24 protein-coding genes are annotated in these 21,689 nt (G+C 69.8%); 12 read left to right on the top strand and 12 right to left on the bottom strand.

What is annotated here, in order from left to right; translation table 11 throughout:
* The coding region (locus ACOJSN_RS24075) for an ArsR/SmtB family transcription factor (RefSeq protein WP_420115018.1) at nucleotides 1–493 on the top strand (493 nt) is incomplete at its 5' end.
* 116 nt (nucleotides 494–609) lie between these two features.
* On the opposite strand, the gene ACOJSN_RS24070 is transcribed toward ACOJSN_RS24075, so the two are convergent.
* The 3 genes from ACOJSN_RS24070 to ACOJSN_RS24060 are packed head-to-tail and all read right to left on the bottom strand — an operon-like array spanning nucleotide 610 to nucleotide 3,517.
* A complete protein-coding gene (locus ACOJSN_RS24070; protein WP_420115017.1) occupies nucleotides 610–1,107 on the bottom strand; it encodes a DUF6301 family protein in 498 nt (165 codons plus the stop codon).
* Nucleotides 1,104–3,389, bottom strand: coding sequence for a hypothetical protein (locus tag ACOJSN_RS24065; RefSeq protein ID WP_420115016.1), 2,286 nt, complete (start codon nucleotides 3,387–3,389; stop codon nucleotides 1,104–1,106). The genes ACOJSN_RS24070 and ACOJSN_RS24065 overlap by 4 nt, the downstream gene beginning before the upstream one ends.
* On the bottom strand, nucleotides 3,386–3,517 hold the full coding sequence (locus tag ACOJSN_RS24060; RefSeq protein ID WP_420115015.1) for a hypothetical protein: 132 nt from the start codon (nucleotides 3,515–3,517) through the stop codon (nucleotides 3,386–3,388). Before ACOJSN_RS24060 ends, ACOJSN_RS24065 begins: the two co-directional genes overlap by 4 nt.
* A 309-nt stretch (nucleotides 3,518–3,826) precedes the next feature.
* Between ACOJSN_RS24060 and ACOJSN_RS24055 the strand changes: the two genes are divergently transcribed.
* Entirely contained in the window at nucleotides 3,827–4,219 is a 393-nt protein-coding gene (locus ACOJSN_RS24055) for a hypothetical protein (RefSeq protein ID WP_420115014.1), read from the top strand.
* 12 nt (nucleotides 4,220–4,231) lie between these two features.
* Here the strand turns inward: ACOJSN_RS24055 and ACOJSN_RS24050 are convergent, their stop codons facing one another.
* Both ACOJSN_RS24050 and ACOJSN_RS24045 read right to left on the bottom strand, forming a co-directional pair.
* Nucleotides 4,232–4,849, bottom strand: coding sequence for a LysE family translocator (locus ACOJSN_RS24050; protein WP_420115013.1), 618 nt, complete (start codon nucleotides 4,847–4,849; stop codon nucleotides 4,232–4,234).
* 80 nt (nucleotides 4,850–4,929) lie between these two features.
* Nucleotides 4,930–5,706 (bottom strand): AraC family transcriptional regulator, encoded by a 777-nt coding sequence (locus ACOJSN_RS24045; protein WP_420115020.1) that lies wholly within the window; start codon nucleotides 5,704–5,706, stop codon nucleotides 4,930–4,932.
* A 244-nt stretch (nucleotides 5,707–5,950) separates the two neighbouring features.
* On the opposite strand from ACOJSN_RS24045, the gene ACOJSN_RS24040 reads away from it, so the two are divergent.
* The 4 genes from ACOJSN_RS24040 to ACOJSN_RS24025 are packed head-to-tail and all read left to right on the top strand — an operon-like array spanning nucleotide 5,951 to nucleotide 9,014.
* The gene (locus ACOJSN_RS24040) at nucleotides 5,951–6,571 is read left to right on the top strand and encodes a TetR/AcrR family transcriptional regulator (RefSeq protein ID WP_420115012.1); all 621 of its coding nucleotides are present in this window, start codon (nucleotides 5,951–5,953) and stop codon (nucleotides 6,569–6,571) included.
* Nucleotides 6,568–7,344 (top strand): alpha/beta fold hydrolase, encoded by a 777-nt coding sequence (locus tag ACOJSN_RS24035; protein ID WP_420115011.1) that lies wholly within the window; start codon nucleotides 6,568–6,570, stop codon nucleotides 7,342–7,344. Before ACOJSN_RS24040 ends, ACOJSN_RS24035 begins: the two co-directional genes overlap by 4 nt.
* A gap of 9 nt (nucleotides 7,345–7,353) precedes the next feature.
* Nucleotides 7,354–7,575 (top strand): BTAD domain-containing putative transcriptional regulator, encoded by a 222-nt coding sequence (locus ACOJSN_RS24030; protein ID WP_420115019.1) that lies wholly within the window; start codon nucleotides 7,354–7,356, stop codon nucleotides 7,573–7,575.
* A 32-nt stretch (nucleotides 7,576–7,607) separates the two neighbouring features.
* Nucleotides 7,608–9,014: a sulfatase gene (locus ACOJSN_RS24025; RefSeq protein WP_420115010.1), complete on the top strand. Its 1,407-nt coding sequence runs from the start codon at nucleotides 7,608–7,610 to the stop codon at nucleotides 9,012–9,014.
* A 21-nt stretch (nucleotides 9,015–9,035) separates the two neighbouring features.
* Here the strand turns inward: ACOJSN_RS24025 and ACOJSN_RS24020 are convergent, their stop codons facing one another.
* Nucleotides 9,036–9,815, bottom strand: a complete 780-nt coding sequence (locus ACOJSN_RS24020) for a helix-turn-helix transcriptional regulator (protein WP_420115009.1) — start codon at nucleotides 9,813–9,815, stop codon at nucleotides 9,036–9,038.
* A 154-nt stretch (nucleotides 9,816–9,969) separates the two neighbouring features.
* On the opposite strand from ACOJSN_RS24020, the gene ACOJSN_RS24015 reads away from it, so the two are divergent.
* From ACOJSN_RS24015 to ACOJSN_RS23995, 5 genes are all read left to right on the top strand, one after another.
* Complete coding sequence (locus ACOJSN_RS24015; RefSeq protein ID WP_420115008.1) at nucleotides 9,970–11,094, top strand: ABC transporter substrate-binding protein; 1,125 nt, start codon at nucleotides 9,970–9,972, stop codon at nucleotides 11,092–11,094.
* A gap of 79 nt (nucleotides 11,095–11,173) precedes the next feature.
* Entirely contained in the window at nucleotides 11,174–12,205 is a 1,032-nt protein-coding gene (locus ACOJSN_RS24010; RefSeq protein ID WP_420115007.1) for a FecCD family ABC transporter permease, read from the top strand.
* The gene (locus ACOJSN_RS24005; RefSeq protein WP_420115006.1) at nucleotides 12,202–13,269 is read left to right on the top strand and encodes a FecCD family ABC transporter permease; all 1,068 of its coding nucleotides are present in this window, start codon (nucleotides 12,202–12,204) and stop codon (nucleotides 13,267–13,269) included. Before ACOJSN_RS24010 ends, ACOJSN_RS24005 begins: the two co-directional genes overlap by 4 nt.
* A 22-nt stretch (nucleotides 13,270–13,291) precedes the next feature.
* The gene (locus ACOJSN_RS24000; protein ID WP_420115005.1) at nucleotides 13,292–14,116 is read left to right on the top strand and encodes an ABC transporter ATP-binding protein; all 825 of its coding nucleotides are present in this window, start codon (nucleotides 13,292–13,294) and stop codon (nucleotides 14,114–14,116) included.
* Nucleotides 14,113–15,009, top strand: a complete 897-nt coding sequence (locus ACOJSN_RS23995; RefSeq protein ID WP_420115004.1) for a siderophore-interacting protein — start codon at nucleotides 14,113–14,115, stop codon at nucleotides 15,007–15,009. The genes ACOJSN_RS24000 and ACOJSN_RS23995 overlap by 4 nt, the downstream gene beginning before the upstream one ends.
* A 29-nt stretch (nucleotides 15,010–15,038) precedes the next feature.
* Here ACOJSN_RS23995 and ACOJSN_RS23990 read toward each other — a convergent pair whose 3' ends face one another.
* The 5 genes from ACOJSN_RS23990 to ACOJSN_RS23970 form a co-directional block, all read right to left on the bottom strand.
* Nucleotides 15,039–15,956, bottom strand: a complete 918-nt coding sequence (locus tag ACOJSN_RS23990; protein ID WP_420115003.1) for a formylglycine-generating enzyme family protein — start codon at nucleotides 15,954–15,956, stop codon at nucleotides 15,039–15,041.
* A 110-nt stretch (nucleotides 15,957–16,066) separates the two neighbouring features.
* Nucleotides 16,067–16,606, bottom strand: coding sequence for a signal peptidase I (locus ACOJSN_RS23985; protein ID WP_420115002.1), 540 nt, complete (start codon nucleotides 16,604–16,606; stop codon nucleotides 16,067–16,069).
* The gene (locus tag ACOJSN_RS23980) at nucleotides 16,603–17,112 is read right to left on the bottom strand and encodes a SipW-dependent-type signal peptide-containing protein (RefSeq protein ID WP_420115001.1); all 510 of its coding nucleotides are present in this window, start codon (nucleotides 17,110–17,112) and stop codon (nucleotides 16,603–16,605) included. The genes ACOJSN_RS23985 and ACOJSN_RS23980 overlap by 4 nt, the downstream gene beginning before the upstream one ends.
* The gene (locus ACOJSN_RS23975) at nucleotides 17,109–17,795 is read right to left on the bottom strand and encodes a hypothetical protein (RefSeq protein ID WP_420115000.1); all 687 of its coding nucleotides are present in this window, start codon (nucleotides 17,793–17,795) and stop codon (nucleotides 17,109–17,111) included. The genes ACOJSN_RS23980 and ACOJSN_RS23975 overlap by 4 nt, the downstream gene beginning before the upstream one ends.
* A 20-nt stretch (nucleotides 17,796–17,815) precedes the next feature.
* The gene (locus ACOJSN_RS23970; protein ID WP_420114999.1) at nucleotides 17,816–18,451 is read right to left on the bottom strand and encodes a SipW-dependent-type signal peptide-containing protein; all 636 of its coding nucleotides are present in this window, start codon (nucleotides 18,449–18,451) and stop codon (nucleotides 17,816–17,818) included.
* Between the two features lie 152 nt (nucleotides 18,452–18,603).
* Between ACOJSN_RS23970 and ACOJSN_RS23965 the strand changes: the two genes are divergently transcribed.
* Nucleotides 18,604–19,701, top strand: a complete 1,098-nt coding sequence (locus ACOJSN_RS23965; protein WP_420114998.1) for a diacylglycerol/lipid kinase family protein — start codon at nucleotides 18,604–18,606, stop codon at nucleotides 19,699–19,701.
* On the opposite strand, the gene ACOJSN_RS23960 is transcribed toward ACOJSN_RS23965, so the two are convergent.
* Nucleotides 19,655–21,532, bottom strand: coding sequence for a hypothetical protein (locus ACOJSN_RS23960; RefSeq protein WP_420114997.1), 1,878 nt, complete (start codon nucleotides 21,530–21,532; stop codon nucleotides 19,655–19,657). The two genes, ACOJSN_RS23965 and ACOJSN_RS23960, sit on opposite strands and share 47 nt — an antisense overlap.
* Nucleotides 21,533–21,689: the final 157 nt, after the last annotated feature.

Below are 21,689 nucleotides of genomic sequence, written 5' to 3'. Positions count from 1 at the left end.
CCGCCGTAGCAGCGACGCCGGCCTCGCCGAGATGGCGAGCACCCTGCACTCGACGGTCACCTGGGCCGATGAGATCGTGCGGGTGGAGATGACGCGCCACGAGGAGATCGTCGACTGCGGCGGCACCGGGCTGGTGCTCGTGCCGTCGGTGATGATGCCGATCCGCGGTTGCTCGGTGCTGACCGAGCGCCCGGCGCAGCCGACGATCTTCTACCCTGCCCACGGGGTCTCGGAGACCTGGTACCGGAGCGGCGCCGACGCCCTCGACGCGCTGACGGCGCTCCTGGGGCAAGCACGTGCCCGGCTGGTGCTGGAGCTGCAGCAGCCGCTGTCCACCTCGGAGTGCGCCGAGCTGACCGATCTGGCCCCCTCCACGGCGTCGCACCATCTCTCGGTCCTGCGCGAGGCCGGCCTCGTCGACAGCCGGCGCAGCGGTGTCCGGGTCCTGCACGCCCGCACACCGCTCGGTGAGGCGCTCGCCGGGACCCGCTGATCGCAGTCGTCTGGTCTGCCTCACGTCTCCCGACGCGGCAGCCCCGAACCGGGACGGTTACCCTGCTCGAGGAATGGGCCACGCAGCATCACGGCAATCACCCCCGGTGAGAACACCTAGACGTCGTCGGGCACCTCGTCGGTGTCGAGGCCGTAGCGCTCTTCGGCTCGCTCGATGCCGGAGTACCGGGGGCTCAGGATGTCCAAGACGACAACCGGTCCGAGGTTCTGGATGGCGATCCGCCCATCACCCGGCAGGTCCCAGTGGCTGGACCTGGGAGCGTTCCGCACACCCGTGGGAGCACCGAGCTCGGTCTCGACCGCGGCGGTCAACTCCCGTGCAATACGCGCGCTGGTGGCCGCGGTGGCCTCATCGGTCAGGTCGATGGTGACCTGGTCGACGTCGTCATCGGCGACCAGGCAGGACACCCGGTCGAATCCCAACGGCAGGCCGGATCGAAACATCATGCCCTTGGGTCGGTCCGATCGCAGCGTCCAACCCAGTTCCTCGGCGATGCGGCGCAACCGGGATCGGGTCAGCGGCCACGTTGCACCGGCAAACGCTGCGGCGTAGCGGGCGACGTCGTCGCTGCTGGCTTGTGCGGTGGCCGTCATCGTGTGTCCAATCCTAGGTCGAGGCTCAGACGTGAGGGGTCGAGCTGCAACGTGGAGACCTTCACGGTGCCGTCTGCGGCGGTGTGCACCAGTTCGTATCGGACGCTGATGGACCCGTCCGCCAGGCCTTGAGCGATCTCGGGGTTCTCGGCGAGCATCTGGGCAATCTGCGGGTCGTTCGCCCACACGTCGTTGAAGTACATCGTCGACCCCTGGGCAGCTCTGGACCCGTCGGCAAGCAGGCGGCCGCTGCTGCTGAGTGTGGAACGGCCGCCCTTGGCCTCTCCGACGAGCAGGACTCGTTCTTCGGGAAGGTAGCCGACACCGTCGAACCGGCCCGGTCCCTGACCGCCGGGTTCGATGAGGACCCGCGCGCCGGCGCTGTCGAACCGGTCGCCCAGACCGACGTCCCCGAGGGTTTCAGTTGCTTCGTAGCGGGCGGTGCGTGCGTGACGCTCATCCCAGGCAGCCGCCTGAAGGTCGTTGATGGCGTCCACGGCCTCGTCGTAGGCGGTACCGACGAGATCTGAGTCGCCCAGCTCTGCTTGGAGACGCCTCGTGGTGAGGCGGATGTTGCCGACGGTCAGGTCGGAAGGGCCGACGTCGAATCCAAGCTCGTGGAGGGTGTCCATTGCCCCCTGCCGGGCCGCGATCGCTTCGGCCTGGTCAACGAGGACGTCATTGCGGTACTGCTCGGCGACGTCTCGGTCGGGTGTGGGCGGGACCTCGGTGTCGGTGGGCTGCGGGTGAGCGGTGTGTGCTTCGGCGTCGGTCTGTGGGTGGTAATCCGCCGTTCGGGTGGCATCGTCGGCGACCGGCGGCGGGGCGTCGGTACCCCCGGTGCCGAACAGGTCATCGGACAGCGGCGCCTGAGGCGGGGCGTCCTCGACGGTGACGCTGATGCTGTCGTTGGTGGTGAGGCGTGCGACCTCGTCGGTGAACTGGGCGGGGTGGATGGTGATGCCGTCGAACTCGCTGAGGCGCACGGCGTGGCGGAGGCCGGTGACGATGCGGAGCCCACCGGCGGCAAGGATCTCGCTGGTGGGGATGACGAACTCGCCGACCTGTCCGGCGAGGGCGACGATGCGGGCGACGCGGGTGCTCATCGCCCCGGTCCGCGCTGCAATCATTGCGGCCCTGCTCGCCGACAGGAACCCGAACCCGGCGAACAGCGACGCCACGTTCACGGCCGCGTACCCGCCGGCCTCCACCGGGTCATCGCTCCACTGGGCGAACATCGCGCTCCCGCCCGCCTGGTAGTCGATCGAGACCGCCCCACCGACTGCGGCGGCGGTCACGTCACCACGGTCGACGAACCACTGCATCCAGGCGGCGCGCTCGCCCTCGGGCACCTGCGCACTGCCGATGACCAGGGGAGCAGCCGCGGCTGAGACCAGCAGCGACCCGAGCCCGTCACCCAGCCCAGCCCAGTTCTGTGCCGCGGTCGCCCCGGTGCGTTCGTTCATGAGGGTGTCGTACCCGGTGAGCCCGGCGACCGCGGTGCCGAACTCGTTGCCGAACCGCCACCCCACGTGCCCGAGCGCTTCCAGCCAGTTGCGGTCCTCTTCGGCGGGGTAACCCCATGGCATGGGTACCTCGTTGGAGGCGAGCGCCCACTCCGGGATGACCTCGGGCGCATCGACGCCTGCGGGGAGGTGCCCGACGATGCCGTTAATGCCGTTCGCGCAGGTCACGGCGGCAGTGTTGATGCGGTGCGCGATCGCCGCGTGCTCTTCCAGCAGTGCCTGGTTGCGGTTCCTGGTGGGACCGTCCTCGTACCAGGGCACGGTCACCAGGTCATCGGCACCGGCGATGCCGGTCACCGTGTCCCAGAACGTCGCTGACGCGGACTCGGACTTCGGAATGGTGACACCGTCGACGACGTCACGCCGGAACTGGTTCGCCCGCGCGGTCAGGTCCCGCAGCGGCTCCCGCTCACTGGCGACCGCCGTGGCGTAATCGCGCAAGAAGATGGCCGCGGTCGACAATGCCGCCCGCGCCTGCCCGGCGGACTCACACGCCGGGTTCAGCAGCGTGTACACGCTGGTCGCTTCCGGTGCCTCGTAGCAGCCGGCCAACCGCCACCACGCGGTGCTGATGTCGTCCATGGTGCCGTGGAGGTCGTCGCCCATGCGGCACAGGTAGTCGCCAGCGGCTTCGATCTGGGAGGCGGCCGTCGGAAGCGCATGCGACTCGATCACGAACAGTTCCGGGTTGACGAGGCCGTCCCCACCGATCGGTTCAACCTCACACACCGGCGGTGCACTGCTGCCGCCGCTCATGCCGGTGGCTCCACGTAGCGCTGGACGTAGCCGAGGTCCCTGGTGCCGGCGCTGCCGACCATCTCGATCTGCACCACCTCGGTCAGATTCACCACGATCTGACCAGGGTTCAAGCTCCACCCGCTCATCTGCATGGTCCCCGTAGCGCGTCACTGGTTGGTGGTCGGAGCATCAAACTGCCACGCGCTGACGTGCCCCGCCACTGGTGGTCTCCGGATCTGTGGATAACCCGACGTGACCGGGCTGCCTGTGGATGAGCACCGACGCCGACGGGCGGGCTGTGCTAGGTGGCGTGTCAGTCGACGACGCTGGTGCGGGCATCCGGGTCACGACGTGACGCGTGCACCTGCACGGACCTTCCCGCTCAGCCCTGGTGGCGTCGCACGCACCCGGTAGTCTTCACGACTCACAGGGTTCTGCTCCGGGAGATGGTGAGCTTGACGTCGATCACCGGCCACGAACTTGGTGTGTGGAGTCTCCGGCTCGATGCGATCTACTGCACGCTCCTGGGCGCAGCGGTCGCGCTCGGCGCCGCACCCATTGCCGATGTTGTCGCCCTTCCTCAACCACTGATGACCGCCGCAGGCATCGTGGTCGTGCTGTGGGCCGGCCTCGTGCTGTGGATGCTCAGGACACTGGCCATCCAGACCGCACTACGCATGGTGATGGGCGTCAACATCCTCGCCGCGCTTCTCGTCGCGGCCTGCGTGCTGGCAGCGGGAACACTGCTCGCCGCGGTCGCGGTTCTCGCAGTCGCGCTGGGCATCGCGCTCTTCGCGGTAAGCCAGGCTGTCGCGTTGCGGACGCTCCCGAACCCGCGGGCCGCCTGAGGCGGAGCGGGATCAGCTCAGGAGCTGCACAGATGCCGTGGCGACCATCCCAAGACCGAAGAGGACGAGGAAGGCTCCCGCGGCCGTGGTGAGCCGGTGCGCGATGCATGCGAGGCGGGTGAGCGCACGTGTGGAACCGAGCGCGATCGCCACGAACACGTCCCACCCGAGCACGATGGTGAACATCCATCCTCCGTAGGCGATCAGCGTCACCGGCTCCGCACCGGCGAGCGCGGCCGCGAGGCTGACGTAGAAGAGTGCGTTCTTCGGGTTCAGCAATCCCGAGGCGATGCCAAGACCGACGTTGCGCACCCATGTTGCCTGTGCGGCCTGCGGCGCTTGGTCGGGATCGAAGCGGGCCTTCGACCGGATGAACGCGATACCGATGGACACCAGGAAGGCGCCTCCTGCGAGTTGGATCACGGCGAGCACGGTCGGGTGCGAGATGAGGGAGAGGCCGGAGAATGCAGCGACGATGAAGAGTCCGTTCGCGGTCGCGATCCCCAGGCATGCGCCGGTCGCGGCCCGCCAGCCGCTGGCCATCGCCGTGCGGGCGATCAGGAAGAAGTCGACGCCGGGGATCAGCAGCGCGAGGAAGTGCGCGACAGCGACGGCGACGAACTGCTCCATGCCTCTCCCCGAGGATGCATGACGGTGGACTCGTCAAGTGTCAGAAGAGGGGAGAGTGCGGGTCTTGTACGTTCTTGCGCTCAGGCCCGGTACGCGCCCGGCGATGCGGCGACGTGCGCGCGGAACACGCGGTGGAAGTGGCTCTGGTCGGCGAACCCCAGCTCGTACGCCGTCTCTGCGATCGGGTGGCCGGCTCGGAGCAGGCGCCGCGCCCTCTGGATGCGGGCGTTCTGCCGCCACGCCAAGGGTGCGAGCCCGGTCGCGCGTTTGACCGCTCGGACCAGCTCGTACGTGGTGAGACCCGCGAGCGCAGCCAGTTCATCCAGGCTCGGATTCGATCCGGCGTCCCGCAGCCGATCCAACACCGGCCGCAGCCGGTCGAGCAGCACGCGATCGGTGCCGCCCGTCACCGAGAACTCAGGTGCGGCACCACCGAGTTCCTCCATGAGTTCCTGAAACCCGGCCGCGATACGCGCAGCAGAGCGGCCCTCGAAGATCAGATCGGCCCACGCGCTGGATCGGAGGTGGAGATCGGGGCGGCGCAGCACCGACACCCCGGAGAACAGGTCAGTCGCACGACCCGTGGCGGCGAGACGAACCGCCCACTCCTGATCCATGTGAATCATCTGGTACCGCCAGGCACCGTCCTCGGGATTGCACTGGTGCACGTGGCCCGCCGCAATCACGATCACATCACCGGGCTCGAGCCGGACCCTGCCGTGGAGCTGCCCGGCGAACACGGAGGTTCCCTCCTCGATGATCCCGATCGAGAACGCATCGTGCGTATGCGGCCGATAGCAGGAGTTCTCCTGACACGACCGCCGAGCCTCAAGGTGTGGCAGAGCAGCACACCGCACGAACTCAACCACTCGCGCACCTCCCTCTCAGACGCCTCCCGCTGGGGCCGGAACCCGGCTCTCGTCGAGGCTACGCGGCACCACCGTGGCATTCAGTGCGATCGCTCGCGCTGCGAGCCACCGCGGGCGGGACCGTTATGACCGCTGACGGTATGTTGGTCACAACAGGAGGTACCATGGGCAGAGTGCACGCGGTCAGGAGGCTCCGGCAACGTCGACCTGGTACCAGCAGCTGGGCTGAGTCATGCCACGCCCGCTGATCCCGCACCGGCGCGAACGCATCCTTGACGCGGCCGAGCACCTTGTCCTGTCGCAGGGGTTCGTCGCGATGAATGTTGCTGCGGTCGCGGAACGGGTAGGGATCGCCAAGGGGGCGATCTACCTGGAGTTCGCGAGCAAGCGCGATATCCGTGAAGCACTCCTGCGCCGTGGGGCCGATCGGATGAGCGCGACCGTGGCCGCTCAGCTCACGGAGGAGCATCCCGCGCTCAGCCACGCGTATCGCGTGACCGTACGAGCGCTGCTTGCGGAGCCGTTGATGGTCGCCGCCTTCCTCGATGATGAAGGCGTGCTCGGCGCACACGCCGAGGGTGTCACCGATGACCGATTTCGGAGGCACCACACGATGATCGTCGACTGGATCGCCGACCTGCAGAGTCGGGGCCGGTTCGATCCCACGGTCAGCCCGGAGCATCTCGGGCTCACCCTGTCCAGCGCAACGGTCGGACTCCTGTCAGCAGCACGACGCTTCGGCCCGATCTCCGCAGCACAACTCGAAGGCGCACTCAGCACCCTTGCCGACCTGATCTCCTTCCTCGAGATCCCGGCCGCGGATGGAACGCTCGACAACGGGAGCACAGCATGAGTCACAAGGCAGGCGGACGCGTAGCGCCGCTGCACGTCGACACGATCGCGGGCAGGACGTCCCGCACCGTGCTTCTCCTCCACGGAGGCGGTGTCGGGGGATGGATGTGGCAACCGCTGATCGAGCGACTGGGACACGAGCGGACCTACCTTGTCCCGGATCTCCCCGGCCACGACCACAGCGCCAATCAGGACTATCGCTCACACCGCGACACTGTCGATGCCCTCGTCCGAGTCATCGAGAGTCAGGCGGGTGGCTCCGTGTCGGTCGTCGGCTTCTCCCTCGGGGCACAGCTGGCCGTACTCCTTGCCGCTGAGCGTCCTGACCTCGTCGATCGCGTGACGGTCATCAGCGCCCAAGCGAAGCCGACGAGGTTTCCTGCGGCGACTCTCGCCATGCTTGGGCTCGCCGCTCCGTTGGCGAAGAACGAGCGATTTGCTCGGGCTCAGGCCAAGGAGCTGTTCATCCCGGCCGACCTGTTCTCGGACTACCTGCGGGTGTCGCGATCGCTGTCCACAGCGACACTCATCGCGTCCGTGGGCGAGAACATCAGTTTCACCATCCCGCCCGCATGGGCGTCCTTTCCCGGTAGCGCACTGATGCTCGTTGGCGCAGAAGAGCGGCAGATGATGAAGACCTCGGCCGACTCCCTGGCGCAGGTGCACGCGCGCGGCGCGGCTGAAGTGGTGGACGGATGCGGTCACGGCATCCCGCTCCAGGAACCAGCATGGCTGGCTGAGCGCCTCCGGAGGTGGCTGCCCTCGAGCCACTGAGAACGTCCGCTGGAGACAACGGCCGAGCGGCTTCTCATGGAGGGCAGGCACGCGGAGGCGCTCCCTTATGCACCGGGGGCCGTCGAGCTGCAGCCATGGTCCGACAGCGCGAACCGTCTCGAGATCGAGGTCTATGCGCGGCGCGGCGACCAGAGCAACGCGTTGCTGGTCGCGATCCGGCGGCTCTACCCGTTCGCGGGCGCAGCGATCTCACCTGAGTCCACGCGCTGACAGTCGGCCGCATTCGCGGCATGATCGAGACGATGAGTGAGCAGCGCAGCCCAGCCCGCCCGAACATCGTGGTCATCATGAGCGACGACCACGCCGCACACGCGATCGGCGCGTACGGGAGCCGCGTCAACGTGACACCGCACATCGACCGGATCGCCGCGGCCGGCACCCGCTTCGAGAACTGTTTCTGCACGAACGCGATCTGCACGCCGAGCCGGGCGGCGATCCTCACCGGCGAGTACAACCACGTCAACGGCGTCCGCACGCTGTTCGACGACCTCGACAACACCCGCCCGCAGGTGCAGAAGGAGCTGCAGCAGGTCGGGTACCAGACCGCGATCGTGGGCAAGTGGCACCTCGGTCACGGCGAGGGCCACGACCCGGCCGGCTTCGACTTCTGGCGGGTGCTCCCGGATCAGGGTGACTACCACGACCCCACCCTGCTCGGGCCCGACGGCGAGGAACGGCACCGCGGCTACGTCACCGACATCATCACCGACCTCTCGCTCGGCTGGCTGGAGCGCCGCGACCCCGAGCGCCCGTTCATGCTCATGGTCAACCACAAGGCCCCGCACCGTTCCTGGCACCCGAACCCGCAGCACAACCACCTGTACCAGGACGGCACCATCCCCGAGCCTGAGACCCTCGCCGACGATCACGCCGGCCGCGCCGACGCCCTCGCCGCGCTGAAGATGAGCATGTTCGACCTCAACGCCGACGACCTCAAGCAGCCGGTACCAGAAGGGCTCACGCAGGAGCAGGAGCGGTCCTGGCGCTACCAGCGCTACATGTCCGACTACCTGCGCTGCATCGCGTCGGTCGACGACAACGTAGGCCGGGTCCTGGACTGGCTCGAGCAGCACGGCCTCACCGAGACCACGCTCGTGGCCTACACCTCCGACCAGGGCTTCTTCCTCGGCGACCACGGCTGGTTCGACAAGCGCCTCATGTACGAGGAGTCGCTGCGGATGCCGCTCCTGGTGTCCTACCCACCGCTCACCACGCCCGGCAGCAGCACCGGCGACATCGTCACCAACGTCGACGTCGCTCCCACCCTGCTCGACCTCGCCGGAGCCCCGCTGCCGGACCGCCTGCAGGGGTACTCGATGCGCGAGACGCTCGCCGGGCGCGAGCCCGCCCATCGCCAGACCGACGTCTACTACCGCTACTGGGAGCACCTCTCCGGCCCGCACGAGGTGCCGGCCCACATGGGGATCCGCACCGACCGCTACAAGCTGATCTGCTATCTGGCGAGCCCGACGACCAACGGTGCTCCGCCGTCGGAGATCGAGCTCTACGATCTCGAGGCCGATCAGGCCGAGGTCCGCAATCTCTACGGCGACCCCGCCTACGACGGCGTGGCTTCCGATCTGCTCCGACGGTTGCGTGAGCGTCAGGTCGAGCTGGGAGACGAGGACCTGGTGACCCTTCCTGCGTGAGTCAGGGTGGGGGTGGGAGCGTCACGCGGAGAGCCTGATCGCCGGCGTTGCCTCCTGCGCGGCGCGAGCCCGGAACTGTGTCGGTGTCATGTTGTGGTGCTCTCGGAAGGCTCGCGCGAACGCGCTGGGTGTGTGGAAGCCGACGCGTCCGGCCACCTCGATCACCGAGGTGCTGGTCGTGGCCAGCAACCGTGCCGCATGTCGCATCCGGTAGTCGTTGCGCCACCTCCGCCAGGTGCGCCCGGTCGCCGTCACGAAGGCGCGCTCCAGGCTGCGGGTGCTGATGTGAAGCTCCCTGGACCAGTCGGCCAGCGTGCGCTGATCGGCAGGGTTGAGGATCACGTGACGTGCTACTCGCCGCGCGGTCGGAGTATGTGGCAGCTCGATGTCGTCGGGGATCTCGAGGTGCGCCGCGATCTGGGCCAGCACCATCTGCTGCATGCGCGCGATGGGCTGTACCAACGAGTACTGGCTACCGACCAGCGCCAGGCAGAGCGTCTCGGTGGCGGCGTCGATCGGCACCAGAGCCGGGACGTCGGTGACCTCCGGTGCAGCGCGTTCGTCGAAGAACATCGGCAGCAACGCGCTGCCGGGGGCCACCGAGAACCGATGCTCCGTCCGCGCAGGGATCCAGAGCGCGTTGCCGGCCGTGAGCGTGAGCGCCGAAGAGCCGACGACGAACCTGCTGCGTCCCCGCGCCTGCCACAGGAGCAGATGCTGGCTCGCCTCGCGGAGACCGGTGACGGTGAATCGCGGCACCTCGACAGGGGCATCGAGGTGGAGCCGGCGTGTCAGCGGCATGGGCGTTCCTCTTGAGGCGGTAGCTGTGGGCGGCGGCGGTTGTCGGGTTCTGCACACGAGTCCGTCGGATGGCGAACAGCATCTGAGTTTAGGTAAGCCTAATCTGACCAATTGGCCCGGATGTCCGGGGTCCACGACGTGAGAGAGCTACCGCATGCGCACCCCTATCCACCGCCGCCTGCGCCTGACCGGCGCACTGGCGTTGATCCTCGCTGCCACGGGCACCGTGGCCGCCTGTTCGGACACAGGCCCAGGCACCGAGGACCCGACCGACTCCGGCACCAGCGCCACGGAGCCGGCGGCGAGCTCGCTGCTGCCTCCGGCCGAGGGTGAGGTCACCTACCCGCTCACGTTGGAGACGGCGTGGGGCGAGGTCACGATCGAGGAGCGGCCCGAACGGATCGTCGCCGCGAGCTGGCGCGGAGACCTCCCGTGGCTGCTGGCCTTGGGCGTCACCCCGGTCGCCGTCGACTCGGCGGAGTGGGCGCTCCAGGCGGTCCCGTGGGCCGAGGACGAGCTTGCCCAGCCGATCGAGTACACCTGGGAGGCCACCGACCTGGCGCTCGAGCCCGAGCCGATCGCTGCCGCGACCCCGGACCTCATCGTGGCAGGGTCGCTGGGCAGCGAACCGGTGTCGAACCTCGACCAGGTCGGTGCTGTCGCACCCGTGCTGGCGCAACCCGCGGGCGAGGCGGACTTCGCAGGCTGGCGCGCCAACCTGCTGCTGATCGGCGAGGCGCTCGATCTGACCAGCCGCGCTCAGGAGGTCATCGACTCCTACGACGAGTTCTTCGAGGGCTTCCGCCAGGAGCACCCGGAGTTCGCCGACCAGACCATCGCCTACATCGGCTTCCACGGCGGCGAGTACGGCGCCTTCTACGGGAACCCTCCGGGCTCGATCGTGGAGGAGTTCTTCCGCCGACAGGGCTTCGCGGACAACCCGGCGGGGGCGGGCTTCAACGACACCGACGCGATCAGCGCCGAGCTCGTGGGGCAGATCGATGCCGACGTCGTCGTGGTGGTCGACTACACCGTGCCGGAGGACGAGGGCCGCGAGTTCACCGAGTGGGTGACCTCGCCGGTGTTCCAGAGCATCGAGGCCGCACAGCAGGACCGGGTACTGATCCTGCGCAGCCCGGAGCGCACCGTGCTGTACGACGAGGACGGCGCGGAGCTGGGACCGATGCCGCACCCGAGCGTCGCGTACGACGACCCGATCGGCAGCCCGCAGTTCGCCGAGCTGCTCGCCCCGCTGATCTCCGAGACCCTCGCACGCTGACCAGCGCAGGCCGACCCCGTGGAGCGGACCGCCCTCCCCCGGGGTCGGCGTACGCGCGCCACGAGGACTGGTGGCCCCGATGACGTTCGCTGAGACCGATACGCGGGTGTCGCTGTACGGCCGGCGCGCCCTCGGCCTCACGGTGATCGCCGCTGGTCTGGTGCTGGCGGTGGTGCTCAGCCTCGCCTTCGGCACGAATCCGCTCACACCCGGCGAGGTGTGGGAGGGCCTGCACCGACGCACCGGGTCGGAGGCCTCGGCGATCGTCTGGAGCATGAGGATCCCCCGCACGATCGTGGGGATCGTGGTGGGAGCCGCCTTCGGGGTCGCGGGCGCCCTGATCCAGGCGCTCACGCGCAATCCGCTCGCCGATCCCGGCCTCCTCGGGGTGAACGCCGGTGCCGGCTTCGCGGTCACCATCGGCGTGGGCATCTACGGCGGGATGAACATCGACCGCTACATCTGGTTCGCCTTCGCCGGCGCCGCGCTGGCCACGGTCCTCGTCTACCTGATCGGCTCCGCCGGTGGCCGAGGAACGGCCTCGCCGGCCACACTCGTGCTGGCGGGAGTCGCCATGGCAGCCGTTCTCGGCGGCGTCTCCTCGTTCCTCACCCTCATCGACCCGATCACGTTCGAGCGGTTGCGGTACTGGGGGCTCGGCTCGATCGCGATGACCAAGCTCGACGAGACCTGGTCGGTGCTGCCGTTCCTCGGCGTGGGCCTGCTGCTGGCGCTGATCCTGTCCGGTCCCCTCAACTCCGTCGCACTCGGCGACGACCTCGCAGCCGCCTTGGGGACCCACATCATGCGGACACGCGTGCTCGGCGTGATCGCCGTGACGCTTCTCGCCGGCGGCGGCACTGCTCTGACCGGCGGGATCGCCTTCGTCGGGCTCATGGTGCCGCACGTCGTGCGGTGGTTCACCGGTCCCGACCAGCGGTGGATCATCGCGTGCTCCGCCCTCGCAGCCCCTGTGCTCGTGCTGGTCGCCGACGTCCTCGGCCGGATCCTGGGTCGACCCGGGGAGATCGAGGTGGGTCTCGTCGTCGCCGCGATCGGTGCGCCCGTCCTGATCGCTCTCGTGCGACGGCGGAAGGTCAGTGGGCTGTGAGCCGGGTCGACTTCGGGTACCGGACCGGGAGTCTGCGCGCGCGTCACGCGTCCGTACGAGTGCCCGCGCGGTTGGTGGTCGTGTCGGGCGTGCTGCTGCTGCTCGCTGCGGCGTTGTCCACCATCGCGGTCCGGTTCGGCGACTACCCGCTGACCCTGAGCGAGGTCCTCACGGCTGCGCGAGGAGCGGGCGACGAGTTCCACAGGCTGGTGGTGCTCGAGTGGCGTGCGCCGATCGCCGTGGCGGCCGTGGCCTTCGGTGCGGTGCTGGGGGTAGGCGGAGCGATCTTCCAGTCCCTCACACGGAACCCGCTCGGGTCACCGGACGTCATCGGCTTCGACGCCGGCTCCTACACCGCCGTCGTGGTCATGATCCTGCTCGTGAACGCGCGTGACTACTGGACGCTCGCGAGTGCCTCGCTGGCCGGAGGAATGCTCACCGCCGTGGTGGTGTACGCCCTCGCGTGGCGGCGCGGCACCCAGGGCTTCCGCCTGATCATCGTCGGTATCGGGGTCACGGCGATGCTCGGCTCGGTGAACGCCTACCTCATCACGCGGGCCGACGTGGAGGACGCCATGGTGGTGGGGTTCTGGGGAGCCGGGTCGATCAGCCGCGTGTCGTGGACCAGCATGGTCCCCGCGCTGATGGCGATCACGGTGCTGCTGGTGGCGGCAGCCATGCTCTCACCGGCTCTGCACCGCCTCGAGCTCGGCGACGACACCGCGATCACGCACGGCACCAGGATCGGTCTCGTCCGCCCGGCCCTCATCGTGGTGGGTGTCGCCACCACGGCGCTCGTCACGGCGGCCGCCGGTCCGATCGGCTTCATCGCTCTCGTCGCGCCCCAGCTCGCCAGGCGTCTGACCAGGTCGGCGGGCGTGAGCCTGGTGGGCGCAGCCGCGATGGGCGCGGCGCTGCTGTCGGCGGCCCACCTGCTGTCGCTGGTGATCGCGAGCGTCTACCGCACCGTGCCCGTCGGGCTGATCACCGTGTCACTGGGCGGGATCTACCTGATCTGGCTGCTGATCCGTGAGGCGCGCAGGAACGCGTCCCCCGGTGCCTGACCGACGGCCTGAGGAGGGCCCCTTGTTCGATGCCGCGCCACGGCTGGTGGTTCACGAGGCGACGATCGGCTACGACCGCCGTACCGTCTCCGACTCGCTGTCCGTGGAGATCCTCGACCGTTCGTTCACCGCCATCATCGGGCCCAATGCGTGCGGCAAGTCCACGCTGCTGCGGGCGATGGCGCGGATCTTGGCGCCGGCCGCAGGGCACGTCATCCTGGATGGCAAGGAGATCGGCAGCTACCGCTCCAAGGACGTCGCCCGCAGGTTGGGCCTGCTGCCGCAGAGCTCGCTGGCCCCGGATGGGATCCGGGTCGCGGACCTGGTCGCCCGTGGACGTGCTCCGCACCAGTCGCTCATCCAGCAGTGGCGAGCCGAGGACGAGGACGCGGTCTGGGCGGCGATGGCGGCTACCGGGGTGGTGGACCTGTCGAGCCGGCTGGTCGACGAGCTGTCCGGCGGGCAGCGGCAGCGAGTCTGGGTGGCGATGCTGCTGGCGCAGCAGACGGACATCCTGCTGCTGGACGAACCCACCACGTTCCTCGACATCGCGCACCAGTACGAGCTGCTGGAGCTGTTCCGGGACTTCCACGATCAGGGACGCACGATCGTGGCGGTGCTGCACGACCTGAATCAGGCGGCGCGCTACGCCGATCACCTGATCGTGATGAAGGACGGCGACGTCGTCGCTACCGGGCACCCCAGCCACGTCATCACGGCCGAGCTCGTCGAGGACGTCTTCGGGCTCCGGGCGCTCGTCGTCCCTGACACCGTGACCGGCACCCCGACCGTCGCACCACTCGACCCCCGCACCCTCACCCACGACCGTCAGGAGATCCCACGATGAACACCCGAGACCTGCCCACTTTCACCGGCCCGAATCTCACCGGGGAGCTGCAGCTGAGCTTCCTCCCGCACATCGTGCGGCGCGACCTGCATGTGGTGCGCGTCGAGGCCATCACGCCTCGGTATCGCAGGATCGTGCTGACCGGCGACGATCTCGCCGACGGCTTCCCCTACCTGCCCTTCACACCCGCCGACCATGTCAAGGTCTACTTCCCCCACCCCGAGACCGGCGCCCTGGTCGCCTACCGTCAGGTCGGGCCACCCGAGGACGAGGAGTGGGAGGTCGACGTCGAGGGCGGTGAGCCGATCCGCCGCGACTACACGGTGCGAGGTTTCGACCCGGAGACCCGAGAGCTGGTGATCGACTTCGTGGTGCACGATCACGGCGTTGCCGGGGTGTGGGCCGGGAACGCGCGGCCCGGACATCAGGTGGTGGTGATGGGGCCGCGCGCCAACTGGCTGATGCCCGAGAACTACGGCCACTACCTGGCGCTGGGAGACGAGACCGCGCTCCCAGCAATCGCTCGGATCATCGAGGACGCTCCCGAGGGTTCCGCAGTGACGGCCATGGTCGAGGTGGCCGACGCGGCCGAGGAGCAGCCGCTCTCGCCCGCGCCCGGCGTCGCACTGGACCTGCGGTGGGTGCACCGCGACACCGCGCCCGTGGCGCCGGGGCATCTCAGTGCGCTGGAGACCGCTGCCCGCGAGTTCGACCTGCCCCAGGACCTCACCGACCTCTACGTGTTCGCGGCCGGTGAGGCGGGGGCCATCAAGCCGATCCGCCGCTACCTGCGGCGCGAGGTCGGTCTGCCGAAGCGACAGACCCACATCGACGGGTACTGGAAGCGCGGCGAGGTCGATCACGACCACCACGTGGAGGACGACGAGGAGTGAGAGCGTCCGCTCGTCGGAAGGCGTGAGCGTCAGCCCGAGCTGCGGGACGAGCCTGTGTAGGCCACCCGGAACCCCTGGTTCCCGGAGGCGGAGTCGGGCGTGTTCTGCGTGCGTGCGGCCACGCGGTAGCGGTTGCAGTAGGAGTCGTGGCACAGGTAGGAGCCGCCGCGCATCACGCGGGCAGGCCCGGTCTCGGGGCCTCGCGGGTCACGCTGGGGTTCGGGGCTGTGGGTGGTGGTCCACCAGTCGGAGACCATCTCCCACACGTTGCCGGAGGTGCCGAACAACCCGTGCCCGTTGGCCGGGAACGCGCGTACGGGGCAGGTGCCGCGGTGGCCGTCCTCGGCGGTGTTCTTCACCGGGAACCGGCCCTGCCAGATGTTGCAGCGGTGCTCACCGCCGGGCGTGAGCTCCTCGCCCCACGGATACCGCGCTTGCTCGAGTCCGCCGCGCGCCGCGTACTCCCACTCGGCCTCGGTGGGCAGCCGGCCGCCTGCCCAGGATGCGTACGCCTCGGCGTCGCGCCAGGACACGTGCACCACGGGGTGGTCGGCGCGCTCGGCGAGGTCGGAGCCCGGCCCCTCGGGCGCGCGCCAGGTGGCCCCGGTCACCGCGCACCACCACGGCGTCTGCGGGACCCGCCGTGACTCGGCTCGCAGCGCCGCGGGGAGGAACCCCGCGAACACGAAGGACCAGCCGATCTCTTCGGCCTCGGTGACGTACCCGGAGTCGTCGACGAACGCCGCGAACTGCGCGGTGGTCACCTGGGTGGCCCCGATCGCGAACGGGGAGAGGGTCACCTCCCGGACCGGCCCCTCGCCGTCGAGCGGGTTGGCATCGGGGTCCGCGCCGCCCATGAGGAACGACGCACCCGGGAGCTCGACCGTGTCGGAGTCGTGCGGGCGCCGCCCGACGGCGGTGGCTCGCTCAGGAGACGAGGTCGCCATCGGACGGGACCGGGCGGGTGTGCCCCGGCCCGGAGCGCAGCAGGAGTCGTTCACGGAGGTCCCTCGGTTGGGGTGCGCGTTCGGGGCCATTGTCCCGCGAGCCCGCCGCGTCAGGGGCGAGGCTCGTCCGTGGCACGCGGCCAGAAGGCCCAGGTGACCAGCAGCGCCGCCCCGATCGCGATCACGCCGAGAGCCACCGGGCTCTGGAGGCTCGAGACCACACGTGCGACTCCGGGAACGTGCCCGCTCATGACCCTGACCGTCTCGGCCGTGTAGGGCTCACTGTCCGGTGCGTCGTTGGCATCGCCCCGCATCGTGAACGTGACGGACTCACCCTCGACGGCGAGGATCTCTTCGACCCGGTGCGTCACGGGCAGCTTCCCCTCGCGATCCACCGTCACGATGTCACCGACCTCGATCTCGCTCGCCGGCGTCTCCCGCACGAGCGCGACCGATCCGGCGGGGATCGTCGGAGCCATCGATCCGGTGCTGAACATGATCAGGGAGAAGTTCATCGTCAGACCGAGTACGACCAGCACGATGCAGCCCAGTCCGAGGGCTGCGAGCACCGTCAGCAACGCCGACCCGGCGCGCGCGGCGAGGCGTCGAGGCCGTGAGACGGTCGGGCGCTCGCGGTGCCTGGCGGTCACGGTGACCACGAGCAGCCCCCGAGCGAGATCACCCCGAGCGCCGAGAGCACGGATGCCGTGCCGGTCCGGGGTGCACTGACCCAGGTGCTCCGGACGGCGCGGACCTGGAAGCGGTACGTGCCGGCGGTGAGGATAGTGGTGGGGATCGTGTAGGCGAACTGCGTGCCGGTGGCCGTGGTCCAGCCGAACACCGGCGCCTCGGTTCCGAGCAGCGGTGTCCAGTACAGCCGGTACTGGTAGGAGGTGGGGGCGAGGCTGGGAGCGCTCGGGGCGAGCCACCGCGGCGTGAACGTCCGGCCGGTGGTGCCGCAGCCGTTGACTCGAGGAGCGCCGAGTGTTCCCGCTGTGATCGTGCTGCCGGCGTGCTCGGAGTCGTTCCACGCGGCTTCGGTGCTGCCGGTGGTCTGCGCGGCGCCGAGTGCCACGAGGAGTCCGAGTGCCGCGCCTGCCGCGGTCAGCCGCCGGTAGCGGCCGGGGCGTTGCGGTGGCGTTGCGCGTGCCCTCATGTCGAGCGTTCCGCTGAGCGGCCGGCAGGGGTGCGACGACGGGCGAGAGTCCCTGCCACTACCCCGGCCAGGACGGCGGCGAGAGCGAGAGCGAGGTGGCCCAGGAGCGAGGCGCCGGTGCCGGGCAACCGACCCGGAGGAGGCGGTGCCTCGCCCCCGGCGCTCAGCTCTTCGCCGGCACCATCGGCCAGGAGCCGAAGGACTGCCGTCGCGGCCCCGGAGTCAGCGATCATCGTGACCACGACGCGGTACCAGGGAGCGCTGCTCCCATCGGTCGTGTCGATCACCGTGCTGGTACTGGCGCTGACCGGTGCACTCGACAGAGTGTCGGCACCCGACGGACAGCCGCCTTCAGTCCAGCGGTCGGCGCAGCGCAGCACGTCCATCTCGAAGGTGGCCGCCGGTGCCGAGAGCACCTCGAGTGTCACGTCCACACGTGCGGCGCCCGGCGTGAGCACCACCAGGCCCACATCCCACGTCGCTGTTCGGCCGGGGCTCATCGACGCCATCTCCGAGTTCGTCACGGAGGTCAGCTGAAGATGCTCCCCGGTCACCACCTCCTCCACGACACCGGGGCTCGCCGCAGCCGGCGGGCTGGCCAGGGCAGCCGACATCGCGACGGCTGCCGCGGCGTAGCGCCACACGCCGTGACGGTGCGGGGTACCGGAGGCTGTTCGTCTCATGCAGGCCGGCCCTGCGGCACTCAGTCCGTGGTCGCCGTGAGCTGCCAGGTGGCGGTGGTGACCCCGCCCTGCTCGAGGCCGGCCGCAGCGGTGATCACGAAGCAGACCTGAGTGGCCTCACCCGGATCGGAGGTCGGATCCCCGATCGGCAGCTCGGTGGTGGCACCAGCGATCGCGGCATTGTCGGCGAGGGTCGCGGCCGAGCCGAGCAGTGTGCCGCCCGTCGCGGAGGCGTCGCACGCGGCGTCCGCGTCGATGCCGTAGACCGCGTAGCTGAGCTGCGAGGAGTTGCCTCCGGTGGTGTCGGTCGAGTCGATCGACACCAGGTCGAGCGTCGCGGGTGAGGTGGTGTCTGCGGCAAGACGCACCCAGAACGGCGCGTAGACCACATCTCCGGGCGAGAGGTTGCTCACGGGCGCGGTGAAGCTGAGCGCGGCTGCACCATCGGCGGTCGGGTGGTCGGCGTACCCGTCGGTGGCGCTCGTGGTGGATCCCTGCAGGTTGAAGACGCCGGCCGAGAAGGTGCCGTCGGCAAACTCGCTGTCGTTCCAGGCGGCGAGCGTGGCGGCGGCACCGACGCCGAGCACGACGCCGCCGGCGAGGAGGGCGCGGATCTTCCGGCTCCGAGTTCGGGAAGGTGTGGCGATACTGGTCATGAATCCCCCTCAACAGGTGATGTATCAGCGGATCCGCGTGGCGTACGTCGTTGTGTCCGCCCCACGGAAATTAGTGACGAGTCTACCAATGACGCATCAACTATGCGGCGTGATCGACGTTCGGCTGTTGCGATCACCACCCATGAGGTTCGATGGCGTCTGTGACGAGCGAGACGATCCCTGACCCGCACGGCCCGGTCCAGAACAGCGACCCAGCCGCAGCGGCCGATGCCACCGCGCGTGAGACAGCCGAGAAGGTGGCTGAGCACGGGACGCCGCCGCCACCGCGCCGCGCGGCAGTGATCGTCAACCCGACCAAGGTCGACAGGGCCGTGCTGGAAGCGGCGGTCAAGGCTGCCGAGTCCGAGGGCGACTACGAGCCCAGCCTGTGGATCGAGACCAGCGCGGATGACCCGGGCGTGGCGATGGCTCGCGAAGCGCTCGAGGCGGGGGTCGGAGTGGTGCTCGCCGCGGGTGGCGACGGCACGGTGCGGGCGGTCGCGGAAGGACTGCGCGGCAGCGACGTGGCGCTCGCGCTCGTGCCGAGCGGCACCGGAAACCTGCTCGCGCGCAACCTCGGGCTCGCGCTGGACGACGTCGACACCGCGGTCGCCACAGCGTTCGCCGGTGAGGAGCGCCGCATCGACGTGGGCGTGGCCGCGCTGCGCCGCGAGCCCGGTGGCCCCGTCGATGAGCACGCGTTCCTGGTCCTGGGCGGCGTGGGCCTGGACGCGCAGATGATCGCCAACACCGACGACGAGCTGAAGCAGCGCGCGGGCTGGCTCGCCTACGTGCAGGCGATCGGCCGCTCGTTGAAGGGTGGCCACCGGATCAAGATCGGTTACCGCATCGACGGCGCCCCGCCCCGCAAGGCCCGCGTGCACAGCCTCATGGTCGGCAACGTCGCGGTGCTGACCGGTGATGTGGTGCTGCTCCCGGAGGCCGAGATCGACGATGGCGTCCTCGATGTTGTCGCGCTCCGCCCGGACGGCGCTCTCGGCTGGGCGACCGTGCTGTTTCGCGTGCTCGTGGAGCACCGCATCATGCGCCGCAAGCCGGACTCCACGGTGCTGCCGCTGAACAAGGTCGGCGCCAAGCAGCTGGACGCGATGAAGTACCTGCGCGGGCGGCGCATCGAGGTGCGGCTGGGCGGCCCTGAGCCGTTCGAGGTGGATGGCGACGCGATGGGTGACGTCGTCTCCTTCACGATGTCGGTCGAGCCGCAGGGTCTCCTGGTCCGGGTTCCGTGAGCAGCGGGTCGACGGCGTCGGGATCCTCGTCGATGTCCGCCATGTCGTCCTTCAGCGCGTGGAGGGCATGGTCGATCGCGACGGCGTAGGTCACGTCGGTCCGCCGGGTCGCCCCCCAGGAAGCCCAGCCCCACTGCTCGGAGCGCGCCGCAACGAGCAGTCCTTCAGGGAGGTCGGAGCGCGCGAGGTCGGCGAAGAACGGCAGCGCGGCGATGTGGCTGCGGAACGCCTCCCATCGGCGTGCCAGCTGGCCGCGCCACGGACCCACGATCACCATCACGCGGCGATGCCGCAGCCGGCTCGCCACCAGATCGATCTCCCACCCGAATCCTTCACGTACCGAGTCGGGTGTCGCGGAGAGCACGACGACGGCTGCTCGCTGAGCGAGCTCGGTCACCTTCTCCTGCCACTCGTCGTGCCCGTACGAGGCGCGGGCGGCGCCGACCTTCGGCAGGCGCGTGCCGGGCGGTGCGATCGCGACGACCGGCCCCTGGCGCTGCAGCTGCACCACGATCGCCTCCTCGAACCGGCGCCGCCGCACCACGTTGAGGGTGTCCATGAGGCCACGCCGGTGGAGCGTGGCGGGGAGTGTGAGGCGGTCTTCGTCGAAGCTGCGCAGGTACAGGACCGGTGGGCGTGGATCGGCGAGCAACACCTCCCGCAGCGAGGCCGCGCGCAGACGCCGGCCCAGCGCGTCGATCCCGGCGACCGCGACGAGCAGCACCACCACCCCGAGCAGCACCAGCAGCATCGCCTCGCGGACCAACAGCCCCAGCATGATCAGCAGCAACGCCGGTGCGGCTGATCCGGCGGAGAGCACCTCGCCCGGCGTGACCATGCGGTTCGCGGGCGGCAGGATCACGCTCGCCACGGCCGCTGCGCCCGTGAGCAGCAGTACCGCGCAGGCCAGCGCATATGCGAGCACGCTCAGCGCCGTGCCCAGCCACGCTCGGATGCCGTGCGTGTGAGGCAGCCGGCCCGCCCGCTCCACGGGAAGCGCGCGGTTCTTCCTGATCATGACGGCACCACCGACCCAGCCGGCGGCTCCGATCAGCACGCGAGGGACGCCGTCGGCCATCGAGCCGGCAACGGCGTTGAGCACGCCGAAGAAGGCCAGTGCAGCGGACAACCCGGCGACCCACCATCCCGCGCGACGCCAGCGGCGGCGCAGCGTGACAGCACGCGCGGCGGCTGTGACGTCGCGAAAGCGTGCGTCGGTGCTGGTGGTGTCGTAGCGGGGCCGGCGGGCGGCCACGACCGCGCGCGCGGGCAGCACGAGCAGCAGCCAGATCGCCAGCGGGGCGATGACGAGCATGCCTTGCACGCGCGCGCCGTCCACGGCCGGTGGCAGCGGGTCGCCGGGGAGGGAGGCGGCCACGTCGGCTGCGTGCTCGGCTCCCAGCGCGAACGCCTCGGGTGCGCCGCCGGCCCCGGTGGCAGCCGCGAGCACCACGATCGTGGCCTCCTGCACCCAGATGCGCGTCGCGAGGCGCTCGTCCTCCACCCAGCCGACGTGCTCCACCCCGAGCACCTGCTCCTCGGGGTGATCGGCCGCGAACGTCACCTGCGCACGCGCCGCTGCCTGTGCGGACACGTCGTCGGTGCACGGCAGCAGGATGAGGCCGAGGTAGCGCTCCCCATCGGTCCAGGTCCACCGCTCGCCCTCCGAGCAGCGGGATTCGCCGTCGATCGTGTACGGGTCGTTGCTCTCGAGCTCGAAGCCGGCGGGCTCCCACGGCGAGTCATCGGCAAGGGCGCTGCCGACAGGTGCGAACAGCGCAAGCACAGCGAGCGCGAGCACGGCGACACGGCGCCCGACGCGGATTCGCATGCCGCACATCATCGCGGGTGGTGCGACATGTGTCACTTGCTGCCACCAGGTGGCAGCAGATCGACCGGGAACGCCTTCCGGAGCTGTGGGGGCGGGGCGCGGGGAGGTGCGGTGAGACGGGAGGTGGCCGCGCGTGGAGAGGGGAGGGCTGCCCATC

Origin of the sequence: Pseudactinotalea sp. (assembly GCF_048594945.1) — a bacterium.
Taxonomy (GTDB): domain Bacteria; phylum Actinomycetota; class Actinomycetes; order Actinomycetales; family Beutenbergiaceae; genus Pseudactinotalea.
The sequence above is the reverse complement of the archived record's forward strand: the minus strand, read 5'-3'. Positions and strand labels throughout refer to the sequence as shown.

What these genes read in the sequence shown, in the direction of transcription:
- ACOJSN_RS24070 (WP_420115017.1), bottom strand. Translation starts at nt 1,107, where the DNA reads ATGACGGCCACCGCACAAGCCAGCAGCGACGACGTCGCCCGCTACGCC.
- ACOJSN_RS24065 (WP_420115016.1), bottom strand. Translation starts at nt 3,389, where the DNA reads ATGAGCGGCGGCAGCAGTGCACCGCCGGTGTGTGAGGTTGAACCGATC.
- ACOJSN_RS24060 (WP_420115015.1), bottom strand. Translation starts at nt 3,517, where the DNA reads ATGAGCGGGTGGAGCTTGAACCCTGGTCAGATCGTGGTGAATCTGACC.
- ACOJSN_RS24050 (WP_420115013.1), bottom strand. Translation starts at nt 4,849, where the DNA reads ATGGAGCAGTTCGTCGCCGTCGCTGTCGCGCACTTCCTCGCGCTGCTG.
- ACOJSN_RS24040 (WP_420115012.1), top strand. Translation starts at nt 5,951, where the DNA reads ATGCCACGCCCGCTGATCCCGCACCGGCGCGAACGCATCCTTGACGCG.
- ACOJSN_RS24035 (WP_420115011.1), top strand. Translation starts at nt 6,568, where the DNA reads ATGAGTCACAAGGCAGGCGGACGCGTAGCGCCGCTGCACGTCGACACG.
- ACOJSN_RS24025 (WP_420115010.1), top strand. Translation starts at nt 7,608, where the DNA reads ATGAGTGAGCAGCGCAGCCCAGCCCGCCCGAACATCGTGGTCATCATG.
- ACOJSN_RS24020 (WP_420115009.1), bottom strand. Translation starts at nt 9,815, where the DNA reads ATGCCGCTGACACGCCGGCTCCACCTCGATGCCCCTGTCGAGGTGCCG.
- ACOJSN_RS24015 (WP_420115008.1), top strand. Translation starts at nt 9,970, where the DNA reads ATGCGCACCCCTATCCACCGCCGCCTGCGCCTGACCGGCGCACTGGCG.
- ACOJSN_RS24010 (WP_420115007.1), top strand. Translation starts at nt 11,174, where the DNA reads ATGACGTTCGCTGAGACCGATACGCGGGTGTCGCTGTACGGCCGGCGC.
- ACOJSN_RS23995 (WP_420115004.1), top strand. Translation starts at nt 14,113, where the DNA reads ATGAACACCCGAGACCTGCCCACTTTCACCGGCCCGAATCTCACCGGG.
- ACOJSN_RS23990 (WP_420115003.1), bottom strand. Translation starts at nt 15,956, where the DNA reads ATGGCGACCTCGTCTCCTGAGCGAGCCACCGCCGTCGGGCGGCGCCCG.
- ACOJSN_RS23980 (WP_420115001.1), bottom strand. Translation starts at nt 17,112, where the DNA reads ATGAGGGCACGCGCAACGCCACCGCAACGCCCCGGCCGCTACCGGCGG.
- ACOJSN_RS23975 (WP_420115000.1), bottom strand. Translation starts at nt 17,795, where the DNA reads ATGAGACGAACAGCCTCCGGTACCCCGCACCGTCACGGCGTGTGGCGC.
- ACOJSN_RS23970 (WP_420114999.1), bottom strand. Translation starts at nt 18,451, where the DNA reads ATGACCAGTATCGCCACACCTTCCCGAACTCGGAGCCGGAAGATCCGC.
- ACOJSN_RS23965 (WP_420114998.1), top strand. Translation starts at nt 18,604, where the DNA reads ATGGCGTCTGTGACGAGCGAGACGATCCCTGACCCGCACGGCCCGGTC.
- ACOJSN_RS23960 (WP_420114997.1), bottom strand. Translation starts at nt 21,532, where the DNA reads ATGCGAATCCGCGTCGGGCGCCGTGTCGCCGTGCTCGCGCTCGCTGTG.